Source organism: Pseudoalteromonas sp. NZS11_1, from assembly GCF_015864275.1.
Lineage (GTDB): Bacteria > Pseudomonadota > Gammaproteobacteria > Enterobacterales > Alteromonadaceae > Pseudoalteromonas > Pseudoalteromonas arctica.
In genome coordinates, this window is record NZ_JADYXK010000018.1 from 30,039 (window position 1) to 55,627 (window position 25,589).

At 39.3% G+C, this 25,589-nt stretch carries 25 protein-coding genes and 1 riboswitch; of the genes, 16 read left to right on the forward strand and 9 right to left on the reverse strand.

Annotated features, from left to right (window positions below; translation table 11 throughout):
- Positions 1 to 341 precede the first annotated feature (341 nt).
- Positions 342 to 1,526, forward strand: coding sequence for a polysaccharide lyase family 7 protein (locus I6F44_RS13225; protein ID WP_121953614.1), 1,185 nt, complete (start codon positions 342 to 344; stop codon positions 1,524 to 1,526).
- Between the two features lie 55 nt (positions 1,527 to 1,581).
- Here I6F44_RS13225 and I6F44_RS13230 read toward each other — a convergent pair whose 3' ends face one another.
- Positions 1,582 to 2,553, reverse strand: a complete 972-nt coding sequence (locus I6F44_RS13230; RefSeq protein WP_076925088.1) for a zinc transporter ZntB — start codon at positions 2,551 to 2,553, stop codon at positions 1,582 to 1,584.
- 285 nt (positions 2,554 to 2,838) lie between these two features.
- Here I6F44_RS13230 and I6F44_RS13235 point away from each other — a divergent pair, with 285 nt between their 5' ends.
- From I6F44_RS13235 to I6F44_RS13245, 3 genes are read left to right on the forward strand one after another with little or no spacing between them, the layout of a single operon-like run.
- Positions 2,839 to 3,273 carry an ATP-dependent zinc protease family protein gene (locus I6F44_RS13235; RefSeq protein ID WP_024596236.1) on the forward strand — a complete coding sequence of 145 codons (435 nt, stop codon included), beginning with the start codon at positions 2,839 to 2,841 and terminating at the stop codon, positions 3,271 to 3,273.
- A 2-nt stretch (positions 3,274 to 3,275) separates the two neighbouring features.
- Entirely contained in the window at positions 3,276 to 4,181 is a 906-nt protein-coding gene (gene rimK, locus I6F44_RS13240; protein ID WP_002961977.1) for a 30S ribosomal protein S6--L-glutamate ligase, read from the forward strand.
- Positions 4,168 to 5,226, forward strand: a complete 1,059-nt coding sequence (locus I6F44_RS13245) for a succinylglutamate desuccinylase/aspartoacylase family protein (protein WP_121953615.1) — start codon at positions 4,168 to 4,170, stop codon at positions 5,224 to 5,226. Before rimK ends, I6F44_RS13245 begins: the two co-directional genes overlap by 14 nt.
- 104 nt (positions 5,227 to 5,330) lie before the next feature.
- Here the strand turns inward: I6F44_RS13245 and I6F44_RS13250 are convergent, their stop codons facing one another.
- The 4 genes from I6F44_RS13250 to recQ form a co-directional block, all read right to left on the reverse strand.
- Positions 5,331 to 5,903, reverse strand: a complete 573-nt coding sequence (locus I6F44_RS13250) for a mechanosensitive ion channel domain-containing protein (RefSeq protein ID WP_076925091.1) — start codon at positions 5,901 to 5,903, stop codon at positions 5,331 to 5,333.
- Positions 5,904 to 5,972: 69 nt separating this feature from the next.
- Complete coding sequence (locus I6F44_RS13255; RefSeq protein ID WP_197173927.1) at positions 5,973 to 7,682, reverse strand: ShlB/FhaC/HecB family hemolysin secretion/activation protein; 1,710 nt, start codon at positions 7,680 to 7,682, stop codon at positions 5,973 to 5,975.
- 171 nt (positions 7,683 to 7,853) lie between these two features.
- Positions 7,854 to 8,138 carry a DUF3630 family protein gene (locus I6F44_RS13260; RefSeq protein WP_024598872.1) on the reverse strand — a complete coding sequence of 95 codons (285 nt, stop codon included), beginning with the start codon at positions 8,136 to 8,138 and terminating at the stop codon, positions 7,854 to 7,856.
- Between the two features lie 7 nt (positions 8,139 to 8,145).
- Positions 8,146 to 9,969: a DNA helicase RecQ gene (gene recQ, locus I6F44_RS13265; RefSeq protein ID WP_166421311.1), complete on the reverse strand. Its 1,824-nt coding sequence runs from the start codon at positions 9,967 to 9,969 to the stop codon at positions 8,146 to 8,148.
- Positions 9,970 to 10,437: 468 nt separating this feature from the next.
- Between recQ and I6F44_RS13270 the strand changes: the two genes are divergently transcribed.
- Positions 10,438 to 10,893, forward strand: coding sequence for a thioesterase family protein (locus tag I6F44_RS13270; RefSeq protein WP_024599000.1), 456 nt, complete (start codon positions 10,438 to 10,440; stop codon positions 10,891 to 10,893).
- A gap of 51 nt (positions 10,894 to 10,944) precedes the next feature.
- Positions 10,945 to 11,862 carry an EamA family transporter RarD gene (gene rarD, locus I6F44_RS13275; RefSeq protein WP_024596242.1) on the forward strand — a complete coding sequence of 306 codons (918 nt, stop codon included), beginning with the start codon at positions 10,945 to 10,947 and terminating at the stop codon, positions 11,860 to 11,862.
- Positions 11,863 to 11,878: 16 nt separating this feature from the next.
- On the opposite strand, the gene I6F44_RS13280 is transcribed toward rarD, so the two are convergent.
- Complete coding sequence (locus I6F44_RS13280) at positions 11,879 to 13,114, reverse strand: response regulator (RefSeq protein ID WP_024598998.1); 1,236 nt, start codon at positions 13,112 to 13,114, stop codon at positions 11,879 to 11,881.
- An 85-nt stretch (positions 13,115 to 13,199) separates the two neighbouring features.
- On the reverse strand, positions 13,200 to 13,574 hold the full coding sequence (locus I6F44_RS13285; protein ID WP_007583734.1) for a DUF413 domain-containing protein: 375 nt from the start codon (positions 13,572 to 13,574) through the stop codon (positions 13,200 to 13,202).
- Between the two features lie 91 nt (positions 13,575 to 13,665).
- Between I6F44_RS13285 and I6F44_RS13290 the strand changes: the two genes are divergently transcribed.
- From I6F44_RS13290 to ung, 8 genes are all read left to right on the forward strand, one after another.
- Entirely contained in the window at positions 13,666 to 14,538 is an 873-nt protein-coding gene (locus tag I6F44_RS13290) for a LysR family transcriptional regulator (RefSeq protein ID WP_024598997.1), read from the forward strand.
- Between the two features lie 166 nt (positions 14,539 to 14,704).
- Entirely contained in the window at positions 14,705 to 15,637 is a 933-nt protein-coding gene (locus I6F44_RS13295; protein ID WP_076925095.1) for a porin, read from the forward strand.
- A gap of 310 nt (positions 15,638 to 15,947) precedes the next feature.
- Positions 15,948 to 16,085, forward strand: a riboswitch (cobalamin riboswitch).
- 248 nt (positions 16,086 to 16,333) lie between these two features.
- Positions 16,334 to 17,146 carry an ABC transporter ATP-binding protein gene (locus I6F44_RS13300; RefSeq protein ID WP_197173928.1) on the forward strand — a complete coding sequence of 271 codons (813 nt, stop codon included), beginning with the start codon at positions 16,334 to 16,336 and terminating at the stop codon, positions 17,144 to 17,146.
- 1 nt (position 17,147) lies between these two features.
- Complete coding sequence (locus I6F44_RS13305; RefSeq protein ID WP_197173929.1) at positions 17,148 to 18,152, forward strand: FecCD family ABC transporter permease; 1,005 nt, start codon at positions 17,148 to 17,150, stop codon at positions 18,150 to 18,152.
- A gap of 4 nt (positions 18,153 to 18,156) precedes the next feature.
- Complete coding sequence (locus tag I6F44_RS13310) at positions 18,157 to 19,641, forward strand: cobyric acid synthase (protein ID WP_197173930.1); 1,485 nt, start codon at positions 18,157 to 18,159, stop codon at positions 19,639 to 19,641.
- Complete coding sequence (gene cobO / locus I6F44_RS13315; RefSeq protein WP_197173931.1) at positions 19,634 to 20,233, forward strand: cob(I)yrinic acid a,c-diamide adenosyltransferase; 600 nt, start codon at positions 19,634 to 19,636, stop codon at positions 20,231 to 20,233. The genes I6F44_RS13310 and cobO overlap by 8 nt, the downstream gene beginning before the upstream one ends.
- Complete coding sequence (locus I6F44_RS13320; RefSeq protein WP_197173932.1) at positions 20,233 to 21,093, forward strand: cobalamin-binding protein; 861 nt, start codon at positions 20,233 to 20,235, stop codon at positions 21,091 to 21,093. Before cobO ends, I6F44_RS13320 begins: the two co-directional genes overlap by 1 nt.
- Positions 21,090 to 21,752, forward strand: coding sequence for a uracil-DNA glycosylase (gene ung / locus I6F44_RS13325; protein ID WP_197173933.1), 663 nt, complete (start codon positions 21,090 to 21,092; stop codon positions 21,750 to 21,752). Before I6F44_RS13320 ends, ung begins: the two co-directional genes overlap by 4 nt.
- A gap of 107 nt (positions 21,753 to 21,859) precedes the next feature.
- Here ung and I6F44_RS13330 read toward each other — a convergent pair whose 3' ends face one another.
- Together I6F44_RS13330 and tal are read right to left on the reverse strand one after the other, a co-directional pair.
- A complete protein-coding gene (locus I6F44_RS13330; RefSeq protein ID WP_007583746.1) occupies positions 21,860 to 22,048 on the reverse strand; it encodes a DUF3545 family protein in 189 nt (62 codons plus the stop codon).
- A gap of 201 nt (positions 22,049 to 22,249) precedes the next feature.
- A complete protein-coding gene (gene tal / locus I6F44_RS13335; RefSeq protein WP_007376481.1) occupies positions 22,250 to 23,200 on the reverse strand; it encodes a transaldolase in 951 nt (316 codons plus the stop codon).
- Between the two features lie 225 nt (positions 23,201 to 23,425).
- Here tal and yaaA point away from each other — a divergent pair, with 225 nt between their 5' ends.
- Both yaaA and I6F44_RS13345 read left to right on the forward strand, forming a co-directional pair.
- Positions 23,426 to 24,205, forward strand: coding sequence for a peroxide stress protein YaaA (yaaA, locus tag I6F44_RS13340; RefSeq protein ID WP_007583748.1), 780 nt, complete (start codon positions 23,426 to 23,428; stop codon positions 24,203 to 24,205).
- A 121-nt stretch (positions 24,206 to 24,326) separates the two neighbouring features.
- Entirely contained in the window at positions 24,327 to 25,283 is a 957-nt protein-coding gene (locus I6F44_RS13345) for a mechanosensitive ion channel family protein (protein WP_169044289.1), read from the forward strand.
- Positions 25,284 to 25,589: the final 306 nt, after the last annotated feature.

Consider the following 25,589-nt stretch of genomic DNA (forward strand, 5'->3'; position numbering starts at 1 on the left):
AAATTATTACATAGTGTAAATAGAAATCACTACGTTTTTATCATTCTGTTTTTAAAGCGTTTTTTTGTATTTTAAATATATCCATTTAGCGGTTTTATAGTTTCCATGGTAACAATTAACTTGTTGACATATTGGTAACAAAAAATATAGCCTTGTTTTGCCGGTTAGGTGATGGTTTTGGTAATACCAATTTGAAGGTTTTTTCTTTTAAAATGTTTTTTTGTTGTTACCAATTTTTTTGGGTTTAAAAGTCTGTTTACATGATGCGATCTAGGTTTGATTTTTATCGCCAAGTTAAGCTGTAAGGTTGCTTATTATTCAGGTTTAAAGGAATAAAAATAATGGTTAAATTTAAAAAGTTACTTATTTGCTCTGCAGTTGCTGCAAGTACTTCTTTTGCGCACGCTGCTACGATTGAAAATTCAGGTTTTGAAGGTGGCTGGAGTAATTGGAATGAAACAGAGCCTGCAGCGCTATCTTCAGATTCGTATAAAGGCTCTAAATCACTGAAAATACAAGGTAGCCCAGGGCGTGTTTACCAAAATGTAGATGTAGATCGAAATACTCAGTACACGTTAAGTGCCTATGTACTCGGTAAGGGGCAAATCGGGATCAATGATCTTAATGGTTTGTTTAAAAGTGAGAAATTCAATGTTTCTTCATGGACAAAAGTATCTAAAACTTTCACCACGGCTAACACTGGTTCACTACAAGTATTTGCTAAGCATGATAAGAGTTCAAGCGATGTTCGTTTTGATGACTTTTCGTTAACTAAGGGTAGTTCTTCTGGCGGTGGAGACACCGGTGGTGATACTGGCGGCGGTGATACGGGTAGTGGCTCTGGTATAGCGAGTAACATCACCAACGGTAGTATTTTTGATCTTGAAGGTAATGATCCTCATCCATTAGTAAATAGCGATACTTTGGAGTTTGTTCCTTTAGAAGCGCGTCATATCACTCCAAACGGGAATGGCTGGCGTCATGAATATAAAGTTAAAGAAAGTGCACGTGTTGCAATGACCGAAACCTATGAGGTTTTTGAGGCAACTGTAAAAGTTGAAATGTCAGATGGTGGTAAAACAATTATCTCTCAGCACCATGCTAGCGATACCGGGACAATTTCTAAAGTGTATGTTTCAGATACAGATGAATCTGGATTTGATGACAGTGTAGCTGGAAATGGCATTTTTGACGTTTATGTTCGTCTGCGAAATACAAGCGGTAACGAAGAAAAATTTGCCCTTGGTACTATTACTAGTGGTGGCTCGTTTACTCTACGTGTTGAAAATAATTATGGCGATGTTGATGTTAGCGCACTAGGTCGCTCATTTGGTATACCTGTAGAAGATGACTCAGAGTCATACTTTAAATTTGGTAATTACCTACAATCACAAGACCCTGATACATTGGATGAGTGTGGGGAATCGGGTAATTCGGATTCTTTCAAAGAGTGCTTTGAAGATTTAGGGATTACAGAATCTAAAGTAACGATGACAAATGTTAGTTATACCCGAGAAACTAACTAATTAGCTACTCAATCATGGCCACTCAATTGAGTGGCCATACTAAAATTGCTTTAATTTATAGCCATTTTTTATTTTTAAAATACACACCAATACCGCCAGTAAGCACAATTAAAAATATGACAAAAGCACTAAATGCATAAGGGCTTTCGGTACCCGGAATACCCCCTACGTTTACACCTAACAGGCCAGTTAAAAAGCCTAACGGTAAAAAAAGTGCCGCTACTACTGACATAACATACATTCGCTGGTTTAACTGTTCAGAGACTTGGTTAGTGATTGTCTGCTGAATGATTTGCGCACGCTCAATCGAGCTATCAAGCTCCTCTAAATAACGAATAAGTAAGTTAGTCGTTTCATTAAGTTTTGCTTTATCGTCATCCAACAGCCAGGAATAGTGATTATTTACCATTGAGCTAAGGGCTTCTTTTTGCGGTTTTAAATAGCGTTTTAAGGCAATTGTTTGACGGCGTAACTGTGATAAACCTTGGTTATCAAACCTTTTACTAGGTTCATCTATTTCTTCTTCAAACTCATCGAGTGTTTCATCGAGTGAATCAATAACGCTTTGCATGCGAGAGGTTAGTTTTTGTGTAATGGAGCATACTAGCTCAGAAATATTACATGGACCTTTGTTTTCATTTAAACACGCAAGCGTATCTTGCACCGATAATAAACGGCGCTTACGGGTGGTAATAAGGATATTTTCACTAATAAATAAACGAATTGAAACCATGTCTTCAGGGCTTTGTGCTGGGTTTAAATTTACACCACGTAAAAATAACATGTGCCCATTAGTTGTTGCTGTAATACGTGGTCGTGTTTCATCAGCAATTAAAGAGTCTAATTCGTAATCGTTTAAATGAGGCTGTGCCTTGAGCCACTCAACCGCCTCACTTTGGCTATAGTCCATGTGCACCCAAAGTTTCCCTTGGCTTGGTTGCCAGCTATTTAGCTCATTCGTGCTTTCAATAGGGCGAGCGCCGCCTTGTCCATCAAGTACAAGTGCATGTAGTAAACCATTAATCATAATTATTTCTCATAATAGTGTATTTTTAATACCGTTAACTATAGTGTATCTACTTAAGTATTTTAAACTTACCTTTATTTTTAATAAGTTAAGTTTGAGCAACCAAATAAATGCAGAGCCTAGGGGCTGAGCAAAGTAGCATAAAGTACTGTTCAGTAAGGCGTGCATTGTGTGACTAGTTGTTCAAAAAGATCAATTTAATTTACTAATCGACTAGATAAATTTATTTCGTTGGTGTTTTTTTACCTGTAGCGTATAAGTCACTTTTTTATTAAGGGCACATTTATGACAGCAAAGATTACAGTTGGTTGGCGTGAGTGGTTAAGTTTACCTGAGCTTGGTATTAACGATATAAAAGCAAAAATTGATACAGGCGCTCGCACTTCATGTATTCATGCAATTAACATTGAAGAATACGAAGTTGACTCAGAGAAATGGGTTAAATTTACGGCCCAACCATTGCAGGATGATGAGCAAACGCAAGTCACTTGCAAGGCAAAAGTTAAAAAAATGAAGTACGTAACCAGCTCAAGTGGGCAAAAAGAGTTACGCTATTTTATAGAAACGACATTGCATGCAGGCGAGCATAGTTGGCCGATAGAGCTTACTTTAACAAGCCGTGCAACAATGAAGTTTAGAATGTTATTAGGGCGTACAGCCATGGAAAATCGTATAGTCGTTGACCCGGCTTTATCTCAACTATTAGGTCGTAAGGTTTAACTATGAAAATCGGTATTTTATCTCGCAACAGAAAATTATATTCAACACGTCGCTTAATTGAGGCGGCAGAAGCACGCGGTCACGAAGTTAAGGTGATTGATGCATTACGCTGCTATATGAATATAAACTCGGAGCAACCAGAAATTCACTATCGCGGTGAAAACTTAAAAGAATTTGACGCAATCGTCCCGCGTATTGGTGCATCGGTTACATTTTATGGCTGTTCGGTACTTCGTCAATTTGAAATGATGGGTGTTTATCCAGTAAACGAATCAGTCGCTATTTCTCGTTCGCGCGATAAATTACGCTCACTTCAGTTACTTTCGCGCAAAGGCGTTGGTATGCCAGTAACTGGCTTTGCGAGCAAACCAGATGATGTAAAAGACTTACTAGAAATGGTAGGCGGTGCACCTGTTGTAATTAAATTACTTGAAGGCACACAAGGCATTGGTGTTGTACTTGCTGAAACACGCAAAGCGGCAGAAAGTGTTATTGAAGCATTTATGGGCTTAAAAGCTAATATTATGGTTCAGGAATACATTAAAGAAGCAGGTGGCGCGGATATACGTTGTTTTGTACTAGGCGATAAAGTAATAGCAGCAATGAAGCGCCAAGCACAAGAAGGTGAGTTCCGTTCTAACCTTCACCGTGGTGGTAGCGCTACGTTAGTTCGCATTACTCCAGAAGAACGTAAAACGGCAGTAGCAGCGGCTAAATCAATGGGCTTAAACGTAGCGGGAGTTGATTTACTTCGCTCATCTCGTGGACCACTTGTGATGGAAGTTAACTCATCACCAGGTTTAGAGGGCATTGAAATAGCAACAGGTAAAGACATTGCAGGCATGGTGATTGATTTCATCGAAAAAAATGCTTCAAGTAAAGGAACAGCAACACGTGGCAAAGGTTAAAATTAACCGTCCTTTTACCTTATTAGGTGAAAGTGTAGGCGTAGGCGAGCGTAAAACACTTGCCTTAGAGGCAGCTAAACTTTATACCCATTCACCACTTAATATTCCTATTGAAGTGGTTAATGGTGTAATGGAGGGCCCTGTGCTTATGGTGTGTGCGGCGATCCATGGCGATGAACTAAATGGCGTAGAAGTTGTGCGTCAGTTAATTGCTAAAATAGACCCAAGCCAACTGCGCGGTACAATAATTGCTGTGCCTATTGTGAATGTGTTTGGCTTTATTCATAAATCGCGTTATTTACCAGACCGACGCGATATGAACCGTAGTTTCCCAGGTTCTGAGCGTGGCTCACTTGCTGGGCGTATGGCTTATATGTTTTTTAATCAAGTGGCAGTACATTGTACTCACATTATTGATTTACATACTGGCGCTATTCATCGAACTAACTTACCGCAAATTCGCGCTAATTTAGAAGATGAAGCAACGGCTGATATGGCTAAAGCATTTGGTACACCAGCGGTAATAAATGCGTCATTGCGTAATGGTTCATTACGAAGTGAAGCTGCAAACCTAGGTATACCGGTTATAACCTATGAAGCAGGTGAAGCACTGCGTTTTGATCCTATAGCTATTGCGGCAGGTGTGCAGGGTGTTGATTATGTTATGCGTCATTTAAAAATGATCCGTGGCAAGCGTCCTAAAAAGTTACCAGATCCTATCATTGCCGGTTCGACTAGTTGGATACGTGCAGAGGTTGATGGCATTGTGCGTGCACAAGTATCACTAGGTGAGCATGTGACTAAAGGGCAAGTACTTGCTTATATTAGTAGCCCATTAGGCGACTCTGAGCTTGAACTTTTAGCGCCCAAAGGCGGGATTGTTATTGGTCAGCAAACTATGCCATTAGTAAATGAAGGTGACGCGGTATTCCACCTTGCTTACTTTGCAAATGACAATAGTTTAGTAGAGCAGCAACTAGAGAACTTTATTGATGAAATAAATGATTTAGATGACGAGCTTAAAACAGCTGAACTAAATAACTAATAGCTAAACTAAATTCTGTTTAGCTAAGCATTAAAAAGCCGCAGTAGGTAATTACTTACTGCGGCTTTTTTGTGGATATTGCTTTATCAACGATGCTTTTTAAACTATGTTTTTTTAGGACCAATAATACGCTTTATAACGGGCGTTTTTGTTGGCTTTGGTTCTTTATTTAAAACCATGACAGGGCGTGTCACAAATAAATTATTAGGATAAATTACACGGTGCCCATCAATGTGTTCAAGCACTACATTCATCAAGCCCATTTCTACTATTCGACCTTCAACATGATTAGCACCGTCAATAATTCGTACCCAATTGCCAACTCTGCAGTCATTTTGAATAAACATCAGTAAAAATGCGGTTAGGTTACTCAGTAATGACCAAGCGGCAAAAAGCGCTACGCCTAACATGGCAAATAAAGAGGAGCCTAAAACCAATAAGCCACGCAGCTCTATACCCCAAAATACTAAAACTAAACACAGCACTACAAAGGCGAGTATTATTTTTAGTAAGAGCTCTGCACGGTACTTTCGGTGTAAATCCACTTTTCCTTTAATTGCTTTTTCGAGTAATTTTTTGGTTATTTTTAATAGCAGAGGGAAAACCAAAATAGCGATTACAGTGACAATTAACTTATATTGTGATGCAAACAATTCTAAAACTTCTATTATTTTCACTTTAGGCCCTGAGCTTTTATAAAAATTTAATTTAATGCAATTGATATTAGTTTAACGCGTTTGTATTATTTAAAAAGTGTTTTTAACGCTCACGAGCCACTGTACTGAGTCTACATCATCGTAGCTATCAACTGGGGCTGCAATATCAATGTGGATCATGGTGCCTGAGTTTGCACGACTCGGTGCTAAACGAAGACCCACACCTATATTTTTTAATACATGTGCGTTTTCACCGTTATCTTTATCGTTAAACCATGCTCTGCCTACATCTACAAAAGCTGCGCCACCCACTTTAAATAATTGCAGTAAATCGTACTCCCAGTAATAACGCTTTTCTAGATTAACTAAAAAACTACGGTCGCCATGTTGATAATCCATAGGGTAACCACGTAGGCCTGTTTCGCCGCCTAAAGTAAGTTGTTGATCAGCAGTAAGGTTTTTGGCGTACTGCACGCGGGCTTTAACATACCAAGATTGGTCTTCACTGGTATTTAAATAATATTGTATTTGGCTGGTGGCCATAAAGTTTTCGAGCTTTTTCTGCTCTTTATTCCAATAGCCATCAATATCTGCGCTAAAGCGCCATAAAGTATTATCGTTAGTAAAGTGGGCTTTTTTGAAGTTAAATGAATACACTGCGCGGCTGTCGTCATTACTTAATGACTCGTCTGAATAGCCAATTAAGCTTTTAATATTCCAGCCTAAATTTAAATCTTCTGTGCGAGATATGCTGTCAAAATTGCGTACTTTTATATAGTTATCTTCAAACCAATGGCCGCTTATAAAGGGATAACTTAAGCTTCTGTCATCGGCAAGTGGTGCAAAGGTCGTGTCTATCGCTTCAAAGGTATGTTGCTCGTCGGTGTAACCTAAGGTTAAGCGTTGGGTCCAATTATTATTAAGTGCTTTTGAGTGCCCTATAAATGCACGGTTTAAATCGGTAGTTTGATCAAATTCGCTAAACTCTTCACCGCGTTTATATAGCGACTCTTCGCGCTGCTCAGAATAGCTTAAAATACCATAACTAAAAGGGGTGTCTATCGCGTAAAATGGATAGGTTAGCTCAAGTAAGTGGCGCTTGCCATCGCTGTTATCTGCATATTCTAAACGGCCGCGGTAGCGAGTAGATAAAATATTAGGATCGTCGTAAACAAATAAATAACCACTACGATCGCTGTCGGTCGTGCGTGACAAAGAAAGGCGCTTCCCCCAACCAAGCAGGTTTGATTCTCTAAAACCTATACTCGATTTGTTTTCTCCACCGCTACGGCTAAAGTTTACTTCTGGTAAAAGTGTCCATAAGTCGCGGGTAACCACTTCTACATTAATATTGCCGTCGCAATTTTCGGTTGCACTAATTTGTGCATCATATAAATAGCTTTCTTTACGAAGTAAACGCTCAGATTCAGCAAGCTTTTTAGCGTCGTACTTGTCACCATGGGAGAATAATAAAAGGTTATTGATTACATCGGGCTCTGTTTGAATATGAGCACGGTTAGCAAATCGAAATAGTGCATTATTTTCCTCTTCAAGCTCAGTATTAAATACATTAAGTTGCTTGAGCTTTATTGAGGCTATTTTTGCGTTACTGTTACTATTTGTGAGGGATGTTTTGTCTTGGACTTCTCGGCGTAAGTTTTTATCTGTGCTTAAATCTGTCTGTTCTACAAGGCAGTTATCTGTTTTCATTGAAGATTTTTGTGCGAATGCATTAGGCACATAAGAGCTTAAAACCGTTAAGCTAATACAACACTGTGCTATCCATTTCTTGTTCACCATTAAACCTCTTTACTGCTACGTAGCAAATGACTACCGTAATATCAGCTTACATCATTGTTATTATAATGTAAGTAAAAGGTATGGATTTTGAAACTAATTAATTGTTACTCATATTCACTTTTGTTAATAACTAACCTGGTTTAGAACCGCCTGTGCGCGAGGTATTAAAAGCTAACTTAAATAAAATGCTAAAGCGGCTAATAAGTGCTCAGCTTCACGGCCTTCGGCATTAATCCAAATACTTTGGCTATAATGCTCATAGTTTAAATTAAAGGTTTGCTGATGATAGGTAAAGCGAACTTGATGGCGATCGGCACCTGCAGAATACTCGTTGAGTGTTACATCATCTGAGTGTAAAAATAGGGTACTCCACAGCTCAAAGTCTTCATCGTTTGGCGGCTCGACTGGTGTAATTAAAATGTATTTATGGGCGTGGTCATATTCGATTTGAGTCATAACTTTCTTAATTTGTAGCTAGGTAATTACGAATTGCAGTTAAGAATTCGCCGCCGTATTTATTTAATTTGGTAAAACCTACCCCCGACACTTTTAAAAATTCGCTGTCGTTTGTTGGCATAAGCTGCGCCATTTCGGCTAGCGTTTTATCATTAAATACCACATAAGGTGGTACATCATCGGCATCAGCAAGTTCTTTACGTAGTGCGCGCAGGCGAGCAAATAGTTTTTTGTCGTAATTAAATTGCGCTAACTTATCTTGATAAACGTGTTTGGCTTGCAAGCGTGGTTCGGCTAATTGCAGTGCGTACTCGCCTTTTAAAATTGCACGCGCGGCTTCGGTTAATCTAAGTGACGCACCTTGCGTTATATCTTGGCTAAGTAAGCCTTGATGAATAAGCTGGCGTAAAATACTGAGCCAAAATTCACTGCTTTTGTCTTTACCTATGCCGTAAGTACTTAGCTCATGATGATTGTTATCGCGTATGCGGCTAGTATTTGCACCACGTAGTAATTCAACAATGTAGCCAAGACCAAAGCGTTGGTCAGCTCTATATACACACGAAAGTGCTTGCTGGGCGACTAAGGTACCATCAAAGCTTTTTGGCGGGTTTAAGCAAATATCGCAGTTGCCGCAAGGCTCGCGTTGATATTCACTAAAGTAATTAAGTAATATTTGCCTACGACACGTTTGTGCTTCTGCAAAGCTTGCCATTGCGTTAAAGCGTTGTTCTTCTACGCGGCGGCGTTGTTCGTCGTCTATGTCTTCAAAAAAGCGTCTTACACGGCCAATATCAGCTGGATCAAAGTACATTATGGCCTCAGCTGCGAGTCCATCTCGCCCAGCTCGACCTGTTTCTTGATAGTAAGACTCTATACTTTTTGGAATATCGTAATGCAGTACAAAACGCACGTTAGGCTTATTTATACCCATACCAAAGGCAACGGTTGCGACCACTATTTGAATATCGTCACGGGCAAAACCAGTTTGAACAAACTGTCGTTGCTCATTACTCATACCAGCGTGGTAAGCGGCAGCGTTTAACCCTGCATCAGCCAATTTTTCGGCAATGTCGTCTACACGTTTACGGCTGGTGCAATAAATAATACCACTTTGGCTTTTTTGCTCTTTTAAGTAACGAAGCAATTGCACCATAGGTTTAAATTTTTCTTCTATGGTGTAGCGAATATTAGGGCGATCAAAGCTGCCAGTATGAATATAAGGCTGTTGTAGTTTTAATTGCTCAACTATATCAAAACGGGTGGCTTTATCGGCAGTTGCAGTTAGCGCCATCATGGGGACGTGTGCAAAACGCTGCTTTAATTCATTTAATCTAAAGTAATGAGGCCTAAAGTCGTGACCCCAATGCGACACACAATGCGCTTCGTCAATGGCAAATAAACTCACATTTAAATGCGATAAGCGTTCTAAAAATTCGCGTTGTAATACTTTTTCAGGTGCCACATATAAAAGCTTAATTTGCCCCTGATGAAGCTGTTGATACACTAATTGCTGCTCTTCTCGCGCTAAGCTGTTATTAACGTAAGCTGCTTTTACCCCAAGTGCTTGCAGTTGTGTTACCTGATCTTGCATAAGCGATATAAGTGGAGAAATAACAATAGTTACACCCTCAAGCACTAAAGCAGGAATTTGATAGCATACTGATTTTCCGCCGCCGGTGGGTAGTAATACCAGAGAGTCTTGACCATTAATAGCAGCGTCAATAACTGCTTTTTGACCGTCGCGAAATTCACTGTAGCCAAACACTTGTTTGAGGACAGTTTCGGGTTTACGCACTAGTGTGCTCGAAGAGGGAGTTGATGTATTCATTGGCAGGTATTTTAGTGGTTTTTTAGTGAGATGTCTTTAGCTGAGTTACTTAACCTTACCCCTATTGTAAGTAAATTTAACTCTGCTAGGGTCTGTTGATCTTTGCGGATTAAAATTTGTTCAGACTAGGGGCTATTTAATCGCGGCGCGAGGTTTGTAACCTAGTGGGCTAAGTAAAAACCGAGCAACAAAGAGTAAATAGCCCCTAGGAAGAACCCTTTGGGCAGCGCCTGTTTGTCATTAATGCTACGTTATCGCCCATTTATGGGGAATAACCACACTACATAGGCTCTGCCTTGCCTAAATACCAAACAGACTGCTGTAAATTTAACCTTGAAAGATCAACAGACCCTAGTGTTGAAATAGCTTTTTAATATCAGGCTTATTTAAAATGACTTAACGAGAGCCTCGTAGTTTTGCTTAAGTTATGCTTTACTCATCGTACCAGTTTAAGCGTAGAGAATAATAATGAATAAAGAAATGTTAATTGAACAAGTGGGCGCATTGTTTGTAAATGGCATGCCATTTAATCAGTTTTTAAATATCTCGGTTGAGTCACTTACTCCAGAGCAAGCAAAAATAAGTTTTCCTTGGCAAGACGTATTTATAGGAAACCCTGCGCAAAAAATATTACATGGTGGCGTTATTTCAGCCGTTCTCGACAACGTAGGAGGTATGCTCGCGGCAGCGAGTGTAATTGATAAGCTAACCGATATAGACATTAAGAGTGTACAGCAAAAGCTAGCAACCCTTGGCACTATCGATTTACGAACTGATTATTTGCGCCCAGGAAAAGGGGAGAGCTTTATAGCAAGTGCCACACTTATTCGCTCAGGCAATAAAGTATGTGTGTGTAGAATGGAATTGCATAACGAACAATCTGTTCAAATTGCTTTTGGAACTGGTACGTATTTAGTTGGATAAAACGCGCGTGGCAAGTAAACTAGCGGCCTTTTAAATCACTAAGTGTTTATTATGTCGATTGATACCGAGCAGCGTAAAGGTGCTATTTTTGCTTGTCTTGCTTTTTTTATGTGGGGTCTTGCGCCAATATACTTTAAGTTAATTCAGCATGTTACTGCCTTTGAAATTTTAATGCATCGGGTTGTTTGGTCGGTTGTATTTTTAGTACTGGTAGTAAGTATTTTAAAGTATTGGGACAAAGTAAAACGCATCATTGTTCAGCCTAAGCTTTTGCTTATGCTTGTCATTACCTCTGCACTGCTTGGGTTTAACTGGGGTTTATTTATATGGGCTATAAATAATAACCATATGCTTGATGCGAGTTTGGGCTATTACATAAACCCTCTTTTAAATGTATTGCTGGGAATGCTCTTTTTAGGTGAACGCCTGCGTAAGTTTCAAGGCGTAGCAGTAGCACTTGCCTTTAGTGGTGTTGTACTGCAGCTAATTAGTTTTGGCTCGTTTCCGGTAGTTGCATTTTCATTGGCTATATCGTTTGCGCTTTATGGTTTAATACGTAAAAAGTTACCTGTTGAAGCTCTGCCTGGTATTTTACTTGAAGCACTTATATTACTGCCTGTTGCACTCATCTATTGGTGGTTAATGGTGCCTACAGCAACATCAAGCCTCCCAGCCAACGATTGGCATACAAATGCATTACTGATTAGTGCCGGTATTGTAACTACATTACCATTACTGTGTTTTACCGGTGCAGCTAAGCGCTTACAATACACTACACTTGGTTTTTTTCAGTACATTGGACCAAGCCTAATGTTTATATTGGCAGTGGTGTTTTACGGTGAAATTTTTGATGCGGAGCGTGTAGTAACGTTTGCATGTATTTGGAGTGCATTAGCTATTTTTAGTTGGGACTCTTATCATCAATCACGTAAACGTAAAAAAGCGGCTATTACAGCCGCAGAAGTATAATTAACTAATAAAATGGTTAACTAACTACTTTATTACGACCAGATTCTTTAGCGTCGTAAAGCTTTAAGTCGGCCTGTTTTAATAGTTCATCAATTTGATAAACAGGCCCGTTTGAGAAGCCAATAGAGATAGTAAATTTAATTTTAGCTTTACTAAATTCTTGGCTATTCATTTCTATAAAATACCTAAAACCTTCAAGCCTTTTTAGTGCTTCTTGTTTATCAGTGTCGGCAAAGTACACTGCGAATTCTTCACCACCTAAACGCGCTACTAAATACTTTTTAAAATATTTACTAAAGCAAATAGAAAGCCCTTTTAATACTTCGTCGCCTACATCATGTCCGTGTGTGTCATTAATCACTTTAAAATGATCAATATCAAGCATTGCTAAGGATCCTGAACCTTGCTTACTTTTAATCTTTTTAAGTGACTTATTGGTTTCTTCAAAAAAGTAACGGCGATTAGGTAAATTAGTTAAATAATCAGTGTTAGCTTGCCGTTTTATTGTGGCCATAAGCTCTAACATATCGACGTTTTGGCTTAGACGACAATAAAACTCTTCATTATTAAAAGGTTTACGAAGGTAGTCGTTTGCACCATTTTTTAAAAACAACGTTGATAAATCAGACGAGTCTGCGGCAGAAACACCAATAATCACTTTTTCATCGTTGTCATATAAACGACGAATTTCAGTGCATAGTTCATCACCATTCATGTTTGGCATTTCGTTATCAGTAATAATTACAGATATATCAGGTGAGGCTTCAAGCGCGGCTAGTGCTTCTATACCGTCTTCGGCTTGTAGAATTTGATATTTATGACGTGCAAGCAAGCTGCAAATGTAAGTACGTGTAGATGCAGAATCATCAACAACAAGCACTTTTACATTTTCGTTGCGAGTTAATCTAAGTAATTGTCTTTCGAGGTATTGATACGCTTGTTTGTTTTCTTTAATGATGTAATCAATGATTGGATATTTTTCGACTGTATCGCGGGTTTGTTTATCAATATTACCCGTCATTACAATAGTTGGAATGTCAGCCTTAACAGTACACGGTACTGCTTCACCTGATGGGGCATCAGGTAATATAAAGTCGACTACAGCACAAAAGTAGCTATTTTTACTTATAAGCTCTTTTGTTTGTGCTAATGACTCAGCTATATCAACTTCATAACCTGCTTTAAGCGCGATGTGCTTTTGCACTCGCGCCATTGCAGGTGTATCTTCAACTATTAGTATTTTTCGCGTCACGTAACACCTTGTTTATATTTTGCAAAAATATTTGCTTATACAAGTTGTAACTGTTAAAACGCAAAAAAGCAAATAACTTAAGTACTTACAGGTTATCCGCTTCTGAATAATACTCTTGGCTAATTGGTGCTGGCCCTGACATTTTTGAACGGCCAAATAAAGTATGAAATTTAGTTTTACAGGTCGTTAGCTTTAAGTATTTTACCCAAGCTCGTTCGATTGGGTTGGTAGGTTCTTGTGAGCCAGTGACTACTGCTACAAACTGTTCTTGATGTTCGTTTTGCGGCTCAATTGTTTTGCTATATAAGCCTCTTAAAACAACACCGTGTTGTTCTAATATACTGGCTTCTAATAAGGTGAAGTTTCCGCTGCGGCTAAAGCCACGTGGAAAATTCTGATCATCATAAAATTGACGTTGGCTAACAAATGCTTGGCGTAGTAATGAAATGTTATTGCTCATAGCTTTATCCTCATACCCTATTAATTAGCTGGAGTATGATGCAAGTTTGGCAATTTATTAAACAAATTATTTTTATCGTGAGGATAAAAAATTGGATATCGATTTATTAAAAACATTCGTTGAAGTAGTGCGTACGCGTCACTTTGGTAAAGCGGCCGAAAACCTTTATATTACGCAGTCTGCAGTGAGCTTTAGAATTCGCCAATTAGAGCAAGGGCTTGGTGTTAATTTATTTATACGTCAGCGCAACAATATTCAACTTACAGCACCTGGCGAGCGCTTATTACCGCACGCGCAAATGATTATTACGGGCATGCAACGCGCCAAAGTAGATGTTGCGCTTGCCGATAATATGCATAAGCAAATTAGCTTAGCAGGAACGCCTAATATTTGGGATGCTTTTTTACAGTTTGGTATAACAAATATTGTATCGGCGATGCCGGGCGTATCGTTGGTTGCTGAAGTTAAAGCACAACAAGAAAGCACTCGACTTTTATTAGAGCGTACGCTCGATTTAGCAATATTGTTTGATCCACCAAAAGTAGACGAGTTAGTAGTAGAGCGAATTTGTGAGTTGCCAATCATTCCTGTAAGCGGATATGACACAGCAACGAACGAAAACTTTTTTGATAATCAATATGTGTATGTTGATTGGGGAACTACTTTTTCTCTTTGGCATGCACGCCAGTTTACAGGAAAAACGCCACCTTACTTTAGAACTAGCACAGGACGTATTGCACTTGATTTAATACTGCAATGTGGTGGTAGTGCATTTATACCTCAAGTATTGGTTGAAGGGCATTTAGAAAAAGGTGAGTTGTTTCATGTTAAAGGGGTAGAAAACACCTCAAGAGACGTATTTATTGCGTACCACAGAGACAACGAGCAAAAAGAGCTAATAGAAACCTTAGTTAATTTACTTTCGCAAATGACGCCAAGCTTGTCTTTAAAGCAAAGTAAGTAAGAGAGACCATTTATTAAACTTTCATGTTATTTTGATTTCATATTTAATGCATTTTTATTAATAAAAAAAGACATTAATATTTCCATTGTAATATTACTGTCATTTAGCGATGACAAAATGCAGCAGTTTTAAAAATTAGTCTTTTGTGATTATCCAAGGAAATAACATGAAATTTGTAAAATCGAGCTTATGCTTAGCACTATTAAGTGGTTTATCTTTTAATGCACTTGCCGACGTAGACATTTACGGTAAAGCGAATGTAACAGTGCAATCATCAGATGATGGCGAAGGGTCTTTTACTGAGATAAAAAGTAATGCATCTCGTCTTGGTGTTAAAGGTTCTGAAAAAATAAATGATAGTTTAGAAGCGGTATATAAGTTTGAGTTTCAAGTTGATGTGTCTGATGCTGATTCAAAAGGCGATAACGACGATAACATTTCTGCGCGTAACCAATACGTTGGTTTAAAAGGTGCGTTTGGCCAAGTAGTTATTGGTCGTAACGATACTGCGCTTAAGCAATCTCAAGGCAAGTTGGATTTATTTAACGACCTTGAAGGCGACATTAAAAATGTATTTAAAGGTGAAAACCGCTTAGGAAATACAGTTAGTTATTCATCAAACTCATACGAAGGCTTTAAAGTACTTGCTACTTTTGTAGCTGAAGATGATGTAGACGCTGATAACGGTTACTCAATGGCAGTGACCTACGGTGACGTTGCACTTAAAAAGAGCGCGGTATACGCCTCTATTGCAGCCGATAGCGAAGTAAATGGCTACGATGTAGTGCGTGCATCAATCCAGGGTAAAGTTGAAAACTTTAAATTGGGCGCAATGTACCAAACACAAGAAGCAGTAGATGGCAGCGCAGAAGCGGATGGTTACTTGCTAAATGCTGCTTACAGCATGGGTAACAACACATTTAAAGTGCAATACCAAGATATGGACTTTGACGACAGCGACGATAAGTCAGCAATTTCAGTTGGTCTTGATCACAAATTAAATAAAAACATTAAAGTATTTGGTTTTTACTCAAGCTTTGATATGGACAACAACGTTGACCAAGACTACGTAGGCTTAGGTATTGAATACAAGTTTTAACGGCAGGGCGTGTTTATCTTTGGTGGTTGAATTTGCAGCAGTGTGTTTGGTTTTTAGGCAAGGCAGAGTCTGTGAAATGTGGTTATTCCCCATAAATAGGCGATAACGTAGCATAAATACCAAACATGCGCTGCCCTCAGGGTTCTTTCTAGGGACGATTTACTCTTTGTTGCTCGGTTTTTACTTAGCCCACTAGGTTACAAACCTCGCGCCGCGATTTAATCGCCCCTAGATGGAACAAATTTAAATCCACAAAGGTCAACACGCCCTAGTTAAAACACTCCCTTTTTAACCGCGCTCTTTTGAGTGCGGTTTTTTTGCTTTAAATTATTTACTTAGCCGCCCATAATAGAGCTTCATTTGGAATGAGGTGCGAGTCCTCGACTGTTCCCGCAACTGTAAGCAGCTGAGCTGTAAGTCAGATACAAATGGTATAATACCAATTTTATTAAAAACATGATCTTTCTAGCGAATTAAATAACTTACTAACTTTGTTAAAAATTATTCATATATAACAACTATATGTCATAATTTCCGCCTTGTTATTAAGCTATTTATTTGTTGCTGTAATAGCTCACTAATTTAATGCAATTGGTATGAATTTTTTTAACGAGCGGGTTTACTCATTTTTTTCTTGTAGTGCATTAGTATTTTTATCGCATTTTTAGTGAGTTTAACCTAGCCTAGGACTGACTATTGCACACTCAAACGCCATTAAATACACCATTACTAAACGTTAAAAACGTATCGTGGGGTATTGGCAATAAAACGATTCTAAAAAAAATAAACCTTAAAATAACCACAGGTAAATTTGTTGGCTTAATTGGTCCCAATGGCGCAGGTAAATCGAGCTTATTGCGTTGTCTATATCGTTTTAATAAACCAAGTAATGGCGTTGTAGAATTTAACAACACCGACATTTGGCAGCTAAAAAGCGATGAGTACGCAAAAAAAGTAGCGGTTGTTTTACAAGAAACCCCGTCGCAATTTAACTTAAGCGTATTTGATGTTATTGCACTTGGGCTTACGCCTCATAAATCGCTATTTAGCTCAATAACTAACATTGATAAACAAAAAATCATTCAAGCAATCAATACAGTCGGGTTGGAAGATCATAGTGATCAAAGCTTTGAGTCGCTCTCAGGCGGTGAAAAGCAACGTGCCTTGATAGCCCGCGCCATAGTCCAGCAACCTCAACTGTTAATAATGGACGAGCCAACTAGCCATTTAGATGTTAAATACCAAATACAGGTTATGGAGCTTGCTAAATCGTTGGGTGTAACGGTATTTGCATCGTTTCATGATTTAAACTTAGCCTCTGCAATGTGCGATGAACTAGTGGTTATTAAAAATGGTGAAATTACGCATTCAGGCACGCCAAGTGAGGTATTAACCGAAAACATGCTAGGCGACGTTTTTGGTGTATGCGCTCAAGTAAATAACCACCCACAGTTGTCGCAATCTGGGCAAAGCATCCCTCATATCACTTACTTTTATGGTTATGAATAATATGAGCACTGTTAATACTCACCAATCACTTGCGTTATTTATAAGTGCTTCAGCGGCTTTATTTAGCTTATTTACAGCACTTAGTTTTGGTGCGGCAGAGACCTCACTTCAAGACGTACTTAATAGCTTTTTACTCTCAAATGATGCGTCTTTTAATACGCGTATTATTTTTGAACTAAGAATGCCACGCACATTACTCGCCTTTTTAGCAGGCTCTGGCTTAGCCATTGCGGGGCTTATTTTACAAACGGTAACGCGCAACCCCCTAGCCGACCCTTACTTATTTGGTATATCGTCGGGTGCCTCATTTGGCGTGGTGTTACTTATGTCGCTAGCAGGTATTAGTGCAGGTTTTATGTTATCGGCAGCAGCGTTATTAGGTAGCTTACTCGCTATGAGTTTATTAATTCTTATTGCAGGTAGGCAGCAAAGTGCACAGGTAGAATCAATGCTATTAGCTGGCGTTGCTCTGTCGTTTTTATTTAGTGCGTTTACCAGTTTGTTGCTTTATTGGAGTGACCCTCAGGCGGTAGCCGCTATTTTATTTTGGACACTGGGCAGCTTTGCTCGTGCGCAGTGGGCTACGCTTTGGTTGCCTTTATTGGTAATTACATTGTGTACGTTTGTAATGCTGAGCTTTAGAAGACAACTCAATGCCATGTTACTTGGCGATGAAAGCGCAATTACATTAGGTGTCAGGGTCCAGCGCTTTAGAATACTTATGTTAGTTTTAAGCTCATTAATTACCGCTGTGCTGGTGGCTATGTGTGGTGGTATTGGGTTTGTAGGATTAATGGTACCGCATATTGTGCGCTTTTTTATCTCCCAAGGCACGATCGCGGGATTGCTAGTAACCAGCTTAGTGGGCGGTACATTTATGGTGTGGGTTGATGTACTTTCGCGCTCCTTACTAAAAAACCAAGAATTGCCTGTGGGCGTTATTACCGCTGCTATTGGTAGCGTGTTCTTTTTAAGTTTATTATTTTTTAGAAAGCGAAGGGTGTAATTCCATGAAAACCTTAATGGTTCAAGGCACTACATCAGATGCTGGTAAAAGCACCCTAGTTGCAGCCCTCTGCAGAGTGTTTGCTAAGCGAGGGGTAAAGGTTGCGCCTTTTAAACCACAAAATATGGCACTTAATAGCGCGGTAACAAAAGATGGCGGAGAAATTGGCCGTGCGCAAGCCTTGCAAGCAATAGCCGCTAAAGTCGAGCCCGAAATAGATTTTAATCCTATTTTACTTAAACCTAATAGCGATACGGGCGCGCAAGTTATTATTCATGGAAAAGCCATTAGTAATATGGAAGCGGGCAAATATCACGACTATAAAAAAGTGGCGATGGATGCGGTAATTACCTCACATAACCGCTTAGCTAAACGCTTTGATTTACTCCTTGTTGAAGGAGCGGGGAGTCCTGCTGAAATAAACCTGCGTGAAAACGATATTGCCAATATGGGTTACGCCGAAGAGGTAGATTGCCCTGTTATTATCATTGCTGATATCGACAAAGGCGGCGTGTTTGCACACTTAGTGGGTACATTAGCGCTACTAAGCGAATCAGAACAAGCGCGCGTAAAAGGCTTTGTTATAAACCGCTTTAGAGGCGATATAGGTTTGCTGCAAGGCGGGCTTGATTGGCTTGAAGAATATACAAACAAACCCGTACTTGGCGTATTACCTTATTTGCACGATCTTGCGCTTGATACTGAAGACGCCGTCGCCATTGATAATAACGTAACCAACGCCACAATTAATATTGCAGTGCTACTTGTTCCCCACATTAGTAACCATACTGATTTTGATGCACTGCGTTTGCACCCCAATATTAATATAAATTATGTGCGCCACACGCAAACTATCCCAGACGTTGATCTGATAATTCTCCCTGGCAGTAAAAATGTACTGGGCGATTTAACCTTTTTGAAAAATGAAGGCTGGGACACTCAAATTAAGCGCCACTTACGCTATGGTGGCAAAGTACTTGGCATTTGTGGCGGCATGCAAATGCTGGGCAGTACAATCAACGATCCCGATGGTATTGAATCGTCATTAAAACAAGTGAATGGGCTTGCTCTATGCGACTTTGAAACCACGCTGACAGCACAAAAAGTATTAACTAAAATAACCGCTACACTGCTTTTAAATAACCAATCAACACCCTGTAGTGGTTACGAAATACATGCAGGGATTAGCCAAGGTGCAGCGCTTGATAAGCCATTTTTAACCTTTGATGAAAACCACCCACATGGTTTTACGTTTGATGGCTTTATTAGCGATGATAACGCCATTGCGGGCACCTATTTACATGGTTTGTTTGATGAAGCCGATGCTACATCGCAAATTTTAAAGTGGGTAAAACCAAGTGCCTCAATTAACCCAATTAGTATTGCCACTCACCGGGATCAGCAGTTAGAACGATTAGCAACTATGTGCGAAACGCATTTAAACATACAGCAAATTATCTCGATTTATGAAGGACACAATAATGACTGAACAAAACAACGATAAGCACAAGCAGCGCCAACAAAAAGTAAAAGAACAAGTGGATGCGCGCGTTGCTGCAGCACAAGATGTAAAAGGTATTTTTCAGGTAATTACCGGCAATGGTAAAGGTAAATCAACCTCGGGTTTTGGCGTTGTAGCACGCTGCGTAGGGCATGGTAAAAAAGCAGCCGTTTGCCAATATATTAAAGGTACATGGGAATGTGGCGAGCGTAATTTATTACAAGGTGCAGGTGTTGAGTTTGTTGTAATGAACACCGGTTTTACCTGGGATACGCAAAATAAAGATGCCGATACTGCAGCTGCCCAAGCAACATGGCAAGAGTCAAAACGCATGCTTGCTGATAGCAGTATTGATTTAGTTTTACTCGATGAGCTTACGTATATGGTGACCTACGGCTACGTTGATTTAGATGAAGTGGTAACAGCGCTTAATAACCGCCCACCAATGCAGTCAGTTATTATTACAGGGCGTGCAGCGCACCGTACTTTAACCGACCTTGCCGACACTGTAAGCGAAGTGCGTAATGTAAAACACGCATTCGACTCTGGTATAAAAGCGCTTGAAGGGTTTGATTACTAATGTTTAGAACGTTTTTTATTGGGCTGCTGCTTTTTAGTGTATCGGGCAGTGCACTTGCAGAGCAGACCAAGGATTCTAAAAAACTGCGAATAATCGCGCTTGCACCACATATAGTCGAAAACCTATTTGCCATAGGGGCGGGCGATAATATTGTGGGCACGGTTGATTACGCCGACTATCCTGCTGAGGCCCAAAGTATTGAGCGCATAGGCGGTTATTACGGTATCTCGCTTGAAAAAGTATTGGCGCTTAAACCCGACTTAGTAATTGCGTGGAAAAGCGGAAATCAAAGCGAAGATTTAGCCCAAATAGAGCGCCTGGGCATAAAAGTATATTTAAGTAACCCGACCACAATCGCTGGTGTGGCCGATGAATTACTTACTTTTGGTGAATTTACAGGGAACATTAAGCAAAGCCAGCAAGCGGCAAATGCATTTAAACATAAGCTAAATGGTATTGTTAAAAGCCAGCAAGATAAAAAAAATATTACCGGGTTTTATCAGTTATGGGCTGAGCCCATGATGACAGTAAGTAAAAATACATGGATAAGCCAACTGATTGAAACATGCCATGTAAGTAATGTATTTGCACAGAGCGTTACAGATTACCCGCAAATTAGTATCGAAAATGTCATTGTTACTAAGCCACAAGTTATTATTATCCCTGATGAAAAATCAAAAACGCCACAGCCGGTTGTTAATTGGCAAAAGTGGCCAGAAGTGCCTGCAGTTAAAAATGATCAATTTATTAGCGTAAATGCCGATTTATTACATCGTTTTACTCCGCGCATGCTAGATGGACTCGCGGATATGTGTGATAAAATAGACGCATCACGTAAACAGATTAAGAGTACACAATGAGCGATTGGGCTACATTTTTAGAAAGTGAATTACAGCAACCTTACATGCAGGAAACGTTAGAGTATGTGGCTAATCGCCGCAATGAAGGTGTTGCTGTTTATCCGCCTGAACCTCAAGTATTTAGTGCTTTTGATGCCACAGCACTAAATGACATACGCGTTGTAATTTTAGGACAAGACCCATACCACGGAGAAGGGCAAGCGCATGGCTTGTGTTTTTCGGTATTGCCTGATGTAAAAAAGCTGCCGCCGTCGCTTAAAAATATGTACAAAGAGTTAGCTACCGATATCAGCGGTTTTGCTGTTCCTGAACATGGGTACCTGCAAAGCTGGGCAGATCAGGGCGTGTTTTTACTCAATACAGTATTGACCGTTGAGCAAGGGCAAGCGCATTCTCATAAGCATTTAGGGTGGGAGCAATTCACCGATAATGTAATAGCGCATATTAATAAGCACTGCGAAGGTGTGGTATTTATTTTATGGGGTGCACATGCACAAAAAAAAGGGAAAGGCATAGATAGCGCTCGCCATCATGTTTTAAAAGGACCGCACCCATCGCCGCTTTCGGCGCATAGAGGCTTTTTTGGCTGTCAGCATTTTTCAAAAACGAATGAGCTATTACAAGCCCAAGATGAAAAACCGATTAACTGGCAGGTGTAAATAACCAGGGCTCTGAATAATAAATTTATCTCATGCAGCTATTTTCAGCGCATTAAAAAAGGCTTCCATATATCGGAAGCCTTTTTGTTTAGTTGGGGCGTATTGAATTAAAAATCGAGCTCTTCAATTGCAATACTGTCTGTAAAGTAGTCTAGTTCTTGTAGTTCTTTACGTAGGCGCTGTTTGTCTTTTATTGCTTCTATTTCGCGCCATTTTCTTTTTTTATTTTTCTGAGAGGTTTTCCTTGTTGTATCTGGTCCTTCTAATATCTCTAATATATCGTTTAGGCTATCCATGAACTTCTCCTATTGATTTTATTGACCTCAAGAATACCTATACCACAGGCCTAGTTAAAATAGAATAAAAAAGTGACAGTTATGTTACATAAGTGTGATTAATTGATGAAGGTTTATACGAAGATTATATAGAGGGGTAGCGTATTTTAGGCATAAAAAAACGCCGCTATTGCGACGTTTTTAAAACACGATTATAGCAAATTACATTGCTTTAAAGCGCGCCTCTAGTTGTTCTTGTGCATCAGCAAAAGAGCGAATACCTTCAGCTAGTTTTTCAGTAGCCATAGCATCTTGGTTATGTAACCAACGGAACTGTGCTTCTGTTAATGGCTCTGGTTTTGGCTCTTGTGGAACATCGCTTTCAAGCAAATATTCTTGTGCGCCTTCAAGGTTACCTAAATCTTCTAAAAGATTAGGGCTAATAGTTAGCTTGTCACAACCTGTAAGGGCAATAATTTCGCCTGTATTACGGAAACTTGCACCCATCACAACTGTTTTGTAGTCATGGCGTTTGTAAAATTCAAAAATGCTGCGTACAGACTGAACACCTGGATCTTGTAGCGGATCGGTTGGTTTTTCCATACCGTTAGCAACGTGCCAATCTAAAATACGGCCAACAAATGGCGAAATTAGAAATACGTTTGCATCGGCACACGCGCGAGCTTGGGCATCGCTAAATAATAAAGTAAGGTTACATTTAGTCCCTTCTTTTTCTAGTTGCTCAGCGGCTTTAATACCTTCCCATGTAGACGCTACTTTAATTAAAATTTTGTCTTTGCTTACACCTTCTTTTTCGTAAAGGCTAAGTAGGGTATGTGCTTTATCAATCGTAGCTTGCGTATTAAACGAAAGGCGTGCATCTACTTCAGTAGAAATATAACCAGGTACAATAGCGCTAATTTCTTTACCCAGTAATACGGCAAAGTAATCACATGCTAGTTCAAGTTGTTTAGCAGGCTCTTGCTCGGTTTCTTTTGCGTAGCTCCAAGCTTTATCTAGGTAAGGCTTATATGCTTCAATCTCGCTCGCTTTTAATAAAAGCGACGGGTTTGTAGTTGCATCTTCTGGTTGATGCTTTTTAATAGCTTCAATATCACCAGTGTCGGCTACGATAGATGAATGTTGTTTTAGCCTTTGTAGAGCTGAAGTCATTTGCTTTCCTCATTCCAAGCAAGTTAAAAGAAAAATCTAATCACTCTTAATATATCTAATCCATACTGCAACAGTGTGACAATGCTTGATAGGTCTTATGTCCTGATCAATAAAAAAACGGCAATGCATGGGTTATTAAGAGAGGATTTATTTAAACAAAACGTGCTTTTCGTTTCATTTAATGTTGAAATTGACACTAAATAAATTACAAGTCAATAGCTAACTATGATCACTGTTATTTCACCTGCAAAAAATCTTGATTACGAAACGCCACCCGCAACAGACAAGTTCACTCAGCCTGAATTACTAGAGCACAGCGAAGAGCTCATGAAAGTATGCCGTGAACTAACACCAGCGCAAATTGGCAGTTTAATGAAAATTAGCGACAAGCTATCTGGGCTTAACGCAGCACGCTTTAGTGAGTGGGCACAGCCGTTTACACAAAGTAATGCTAAACAAGCCGCACTTGCCTTTAATGGTGATGTATATGGCGGTTTAGATGCAAGTACGCTTAAAGCTAGCGAGCTTGATTACGCACAAAACCATTTACGTATCCTTTCGGGTTTATACGGCTTATTAAAACCACTTGATTTAATGCAAGCTTACCGTCTTGAAATGGGCACCAAGCTTGAAAATTCACGTGGCAAAAACTTATACGAGTTTTGGGGCAGCGTAATAGCGAATAAATTAAACGACGTATTAAAAGCACAAGATGCACAATATTTAGTTAACCTTGCTTCAAACGAATACTTTAAAGCGGTAGATAAGAAAGCATTAAATGCACAAATTATTACCCCACACTTTAAAGACTGTAAAAACGGTCAATACAAAGTAATTAGCTTTTACGCTAAAAAAGCACGCGGCATGATGGCGCGCTACATTATCGAAAATAAAGTAACGCAGTTAAGCCAACTTAAAGAGTTTACGGTAGCAGGTTATTACTTTAGCCCAGAGGCAACAGTTAAAGAGCTTGAGCCGGTATTTATGCGCGACGAACAAAATTAGGTTTATAAGCTTAAATAAAAAATTTAAAAGCCATGCATTGCATGGCTTTTTTGATGTTGGCGTTATATTTGCAATCTCATCTAATATTAATGAGAACACTAATTAAATAGGTGCAAATAAAATGATCAGCATTCCGTCAATTGACGAAGCCGAAAAACTAATAGAAGAAAAGCTCGGAGGGTGGTTTGATGTTGTAATAAGTCATATCCCTAATTTTATAGTTGCGATACTGATCGCAATTGTGTTTTCAATATTGGCACGCTTTGCTGGCAAGCTGATGAAAAACGTATTACGCCGCTCACTCGACTCAACACAAATTGCCGACTTAATGGCGTCAATTTTTAAAGTTATTGTGTTGTGCATAGGTTTATTTATAGCGCTCGATTTTGTTGGCTTAAAAGGCACCGTTACTTCGCTACTTGCTGGTGCGGGTATTGTGGGTTTAGCCATTGGTTTTGCGTTTCAAGACATGACCGAAAACCTAATTGCAGGTATAGCAATGGGTGTACGTAAGCCATTTAAAACAGGTGATGTAATAGAAACCGATGATGTGTTTGGTTCAATACATTCTATAAACCTACGTAACACGCTAATCGAGAGCTTTTACGGGCAACTAATACTTGTGCCAAATAAAGTCTTATTTAGAAATGTATTAAAAAATTACACCACGCTAGGTATTAGACGTATAGAAGTACCCGTAGGTATTTCGTACGGTGACGACATAGAAAAGGCAAAAGACGTTATAGTCGAAAAAATTAACGAATTTGACTTTGTAATACGCAAAGATGAAACCGCTGTATACGCGGAAGGCTTTGGTGACAGCAGCATTAACTTACTGGTATGGTTTTGGATTAAATACCCAGGCGAGCCTGACTTTATGACGGTACGCCATAAAGGTGTTGTTGCCGTTAAGCAGGCACTTGATGAAGCTGATATTAGTATTCCATTCCCAATTCGTACTTTAGATTTTGGTATTAAAGGCGGCGAAAAACTCGATGCCATGATAAGCGATAAAATAAGCCAGCAATCATCAAATAAAGACAGTGGTGAGGGGACTGACTCTAACCAAAGTGAGTAATTTAGTTAAAGCTCATTAGGCAAAAGCATTGGGAAATAGTTACTTACCAACAGCGCGTTTTTACAGAGTAAAACGCGCTTTTTAGACATTTTATAAAATAAAGGATATTTCTAATTTTAAAGTTAAGTCCCTTCATATAAGTATAAATTATCATTTTCCCATAAGAGCGCAATAAATAAACTTGTAACCATTACAAATACATAAACAACGAGGTGTTTGGATAATAAATGCATTTTAGTGGTTTTATGTTTCTGTTTTGTTTGTTTCCCCCTGTAAATTCGGGTTTTTTGAATAAATAAATTCATT